The organism is Mycobacterium sp. 1165178.9, from assembly GCF_001673555.1.
Classification (GTDB): domain Bacteria; phylum Actinomycetota; class Actinomycetes; order Mycobacteriales; family Mycobacteriaceae; genus Mycobacterium.
The window spans coordinates 1-4,772 of sequence record NZ_LZMB01000194.1; the positions used below are offsets into that span (position 1 = coordinate 1).

The 4,772-nt window shown below is 69.3% G+C and carries 3 protein-coding genes; all 3 read left to right on the forward strand.

Going from position 1 to position 4,772, the window contains the following annotated elements; all coding sequences use genetic code 11:
* On the forward strand, window positions 1-1,648 hold a 1,648-nt coding region (locus tag A5652_RS09305; protein WP_156745237.1), incomplete at its 5' end, for an AAA family ATPase.
* Between the two features lie 274 nt (window positions 1,649-1,922).
* Entirely contained in the window at window positions 1,923-3,269 is a 1,347-nt protein-coding gene (gene ftsY, locus A5652_RS09310; protein WP_067349623.1) for a signal recognition particle-docking protein FtsY, read from the forward strand.
* A gap of 102 nt (window positions 3,270-3,371) precedes the next feature.
* A partial coding sequence (locus A5652_RS09315) for an ammonium transporter (protein ID WP_082983835.1) occupies window positions 3,372-4,772 on the forward strand: 1,401 nt, incomplete at its 3' end.

Below are 4,772 nucleotides of genomic sequence, written 5' to 3' on the forward strand. Positions count from 1 at the left end.
GCCGTCCACGCTCGAGGTGACCTCGGAGATCGACAAGGCCGGCGACGAGCTCACCGCCGCGGAGGCCCGGGGAGCCCAGCTGAGCGCGGCGCTGTCCGGCGCGCTGACCGAGCAGGCCGCCCGTCAGGATTCGGCCGAGCAGGCGCTGGCCGCGCTCAACGAGTCCGACAGCGAAATCTCGGGGATGTACGAGCAGCTGGGCCGGCTCGGTCAGGAGGCCCGGACGTCCGAAGACGAGTGGAGCAGGCTGCTGCGGCAGCGGGAGGAGCTCGAGGCGGCCCGGACCCAGACCGTCGCCGAAGTCACCGAACTGGAAACCCGGCTGCGCAACGCGCAGGAGACCCAGCACGCGCCGACGGAAGAACCCGTGAACCGCGAGCAGATCGCCGCCGCCACTGAAGCCGCTCGCAGCGTCGAAGTCGAGGCCCGGCTGGCGGTGCGGACCGCCGAAGAGCGTGCGCATGCGGTTCGCGGGCGGGCGGATTCGTTGCGCCGCGCGGCCGCGGCCGAACGCGAAGCACGGCTGCGGGCCCAGCAGGCGCGGGAGGCGCGACTGCGCGCCGCCAGGGTGGCGGCGGCGGTGGCCGACTCCGGGCGGCTTCTGGCGCAGCGGTTGAACGGCGTGGTCGACGCCGCCTCCAAGATCCGCGACGCCCTGGCCTCCGAACGCCAGCAGCGTGCGACCGCAATGGCGGCCGTGCGCGACGAGGTGAACGCGTTGAGCGCCCGGGTGGCCGCCCTGACCGACTCGCTGCACCGCGACGAGGTCGCGAACGCCCAGGCGGCGATGCGAATCGAGCAGCTCGAGCAGATGGTGCTCGAGCAGTTCGGCATGGCGCCGGCCGATCTGATCGCCGAGTACGGCCCGGAGAATCAACTGCCTCCCTCCGACCTGGAGATGGCCGAATACGAGCAGGCCAAGGAGCGCGGCGAACAAGTTTTCGCGCCCGCGCCGATTCCCTACGACCGGCCCACCCAGGGGCGCCGGGCCAAGCGGGCCGAGCGTGAGCTGGCGGAACTCGGCAGGGTCAACCCGCTGGCGCTTGAGGAGTTCGCCGCACTCGAAGAGCGCTACAACTTCCTGTCCACCCAGCTCGAGGACGTCAAGGCCGCCCGCAAGGACCTGCTTGGTGTGGTCGACGAGGTCGATGCCCGCATCCTGCAGGTGTTCAGCGAGGCGTACACGGACGTCGAACGTGAGTTCGCCGACGTCTTCACGGTGCTGTTCCCCGGCGGTGAGGGCCGGCTGCGGCTGACCAATCCCGACGACATGCTCACCACGGGCATCGAGGTCGAGGCCCGCCCGCCGGGCAAGAAGATCACCCGCCTGTCGCTGCTGTCCGGCGGCGAAAAGGCCCTGACGGCGGTGGCGATGCTGGTGGCGATCTTCCGGGCCCGCCCGTCGCCGTTCTACATCATGGACGAGGTTGAGGCCGCCCTCGACGACACCAACCTGCGGCGGCTGATCTCGCTGTTCGAACTGCTGCGGGCGCGCTCCCAGCTCATCATCATCACGCACCAGAAGCCGACGATGGAGGTCGCGGACGCGCTCTACGGCGTGACCATGCAGGGCGACGGCATTACCGCCGTCATCTCCCAGCGGATGCGTGGCCAGCAAGTGGAGCAGCTGGTCACCAGTTCGTCGTAGCGCCGGTCGCGTGCGCGGCGTAGCCGGGCGAGGCGGGCCGGTGCCATCCGACTAGTGCCGGTCGCGTGCGCGGCGTAGCCGGGCGAGGCGGGCCGGTGCCATCCGACTAGTGCCGGTCGCGAGCGCGGCGTAGCCGGGCGAGGCGGGCCGGTGCCATCCGACTAGCGCCGGTCGCGTGCGCGGCGTAGCCGGGCGAGGCGGGCCGGCGCCATCCGACCAGCGCCCGACGGTGGTGGCTGCCGGGCGCCCGGGCCGACCCTGAAACAATGTCAGCGTGTCCCAAGGTCTTTGGATCGCTATCGCGGTCGTCGCTGCCCTGCTCGTCATCACCGCGCTGGTCCTGGGCCTGCTGCGGTATCGGCGGCGCCGCATCAGCTTCTCGACCCGGCCCGAACCGGGGGCGATCGACCGTTCCGGTGGCTACACCGCCTCCTCGGGCATCACCTTCAGCCAGACCACGACGGCCGACCGGCTCGACACCACCGGGCTGCCCGCGGTAGGTGACGACGCGGCCATTCCCCGCGACGCGCCGCGGCGCACCATCTCTGAGGTCGAGCTTCCCGAACCGGCACCCGAAGCACCGGCCGCGCAGGCACCGGCCCCGGCGCCGCAGGCCCCCGCGCCTGAGGCCCCCGCACCGGAGGTCCCGGTGGCTCCCGAGGTCCCCGAGACCCCGGCCACCCCAGAAATCGAGGAGATCGCGCCCACCGAGGGGCGGCTGGAACGGCTGCGAGGCAGGCTGGCCAGATCGCAGAACGCGCTCGGACGCAGCGTGTTGGGCCTGATCGGCGGCGGCGACTTGGACGAGGACGCTTGGCAGGACGTCGAGGACACGCTGCTGATCGCCGACCTGGGCCCGGTGGTGGCCGAATCGGTGATCTCGCAACTACGCAGCCGGCTGGCCAGCAGCGACGTGCGCACCGAGGCCGACGCCAAGGCCGTGCTGCGCGACGTGCTGATCAAGGAGTTGCAGCCCGGCATGGACCGCACGATCCGGGCGCTGCCGCACGCCGATCATCCCTCGGTGCTGCTGATCGTCGGCGTGAACGGCACCGGAAAAACCACCACCGTCGGCAAGCTGGCCCGGGTGCTGGTCGCCGACGGGCGGCGCGTCGTCCTGGGCGCCGCCGACACCTTCCGCGCCGCCGCGGCTGATCAGCTGGAGACCTGGGCGTCGCGGGTGGGCGCCGAAGTGGTGCGCGGCGCCGAGGGCGCCGACCCGGCCTCGGTGGCCTACGACTCCGTCGACAAGGGCATCGCGGCGGGTGCCGACGTGGTGCTCATCGACACCGCGGGCCGGCTGCACACCAAGGTTGGGCTGATGGACGAGCTCGACAAAGTTAAGCGAGTCGTAACACGGCGCGCCGCCGTCGACGAGGTGCTGCTGGTGCTTGACGCCACCATCGGGCAGAACGGGCTGGCCCAGGCCCGGGTGTTTGCCGAGGTCGTCGAGATCACCGGTGCGGTGCTGACCAAGTTGGACGGAACGGCTAAGGGCGGCATCGTCTTTCGGGTTCAGCAGGAACTCGGCGTGCCGGTCAAACTTGTCGGGCTCGGGGAAGGCCCCGACGATCTCGCGCCGTTCGAACCGGCCGCTTTCGTCGACGCGCTGCTCGGCTGAAACGCCTTACACGAAAAGCGGGACGTTAATACCGCTGAAACATGGCGGCACCATCGCCGAAACAACCATCTCGCAATGTTCTTCGAACAGGTCATCAGACGCATGTCTGGCGGCCAGTTGTGGGCAGACCGGAGGAGATTGCGAGTGACATACCCAATACTGGGCCAGCCCAATACCGGCGATACCGCCTGGATGTTGGCCAGTTCCGCGCTGGTGCTGTTGATGACGCCGGGTCTGGCGTTTTTCTACGGCGGCATGGTGCGCGCCCGAAGCGTGCTGAACATGCTCATGATGAGCATCAGCGCGATGGGCGTGGTCACCGTGCTGTGGGTGCTCTATGGCTATTCACTGGCCTTCGGCGACGACGCCGGGGCAGGCGTCGTGGGGAAGCCGACCTCGTTTTGGGGTCTGAAAGGCCTCATCGGCGTCAACGCGGTGGCCGCTGATCCGAGCAAAGGCGTTGCGGCAACGGACATCCCGCTGGCGGGCACCCTGCCCGCGACGGTGTTCGTGGCGTTCCAGCTCATGTTCGCGATCATCACCGTCGCACTGATCTCGGGCGCGGTGTCCGACCGGCTGAAGTTCGGCGCCTGGCTGGTGTTCGCCGGCCTGTGGGCGACGTTCGTCTATTTCCCGGTCGCCCACTGGGTTTTCGCGTTCGACGGCTTCGCTTCCGAGAAGGGCGGCTGGATCGCCAACAAGCTGCACGCGATCGACTTCGCCGGCGGGACCGCGGTCCACATCAATTCCGGTGTGGCGGGCCTGATGCTAGCGATCGTGCTGGGCAAACGGCGCGGTTGGCCGACGACGTTGTTTCGGCCGCACAACCTGCCTTTCGTGATGCTCGGCGCCGGATTGCTGTGGTTCGGTTGGTACGGGTTCAACGCCGGATCGGCCACCAGCTCCAACGGTGTCGCCGGGACGACCTTCATGACAACCACGGTCGCGACGGCCACCGCGATGCTGGGCTGGATGCTCACCGAGCGCATCCGCGACGGCAAGGCGACGACGCTTGGTGCGGCGTCCGGCATCGTCGCCGGCCTGGTCGCCATCACGCCGTCGTGCTCGTCGGTCAACGTCTTGGGCGCGTTGGTGGTGGGCCTGGTGGCCGGCGTGCTGTGCGCTCTGGCGGTCGGCCTGAAATTCAAGCTGGGCTTCGACGACTCACTCGACGTGGTCGGCGTGCACCTGATCGGCGGCTTGGCGGGCACCCTGCTGGTGGGGTTGCTCGCCGCGCCGGAGAGCCCGGCCATCAACGGCGTCACCGGGGTATCCAAGGGACTCTTCTACGGCGGCGGCTGGGCCCAGCTCGAGCGGCAGGCAGTCGGCGCGTTCAGTGTCCTCATCTACTCTGGGGTGGTTACGCTGATCCTGGCGTTGATCCTGAAGTACACCATTGGGCTTCGTCTCAACCCGGAGGCGGAAGCCACGGGTATCGACGAGGCCGAGCATGCCGAGAGTGGTTACGATTTCGCCGTGGCTACCGGTTCGGTTCTGCCGCCC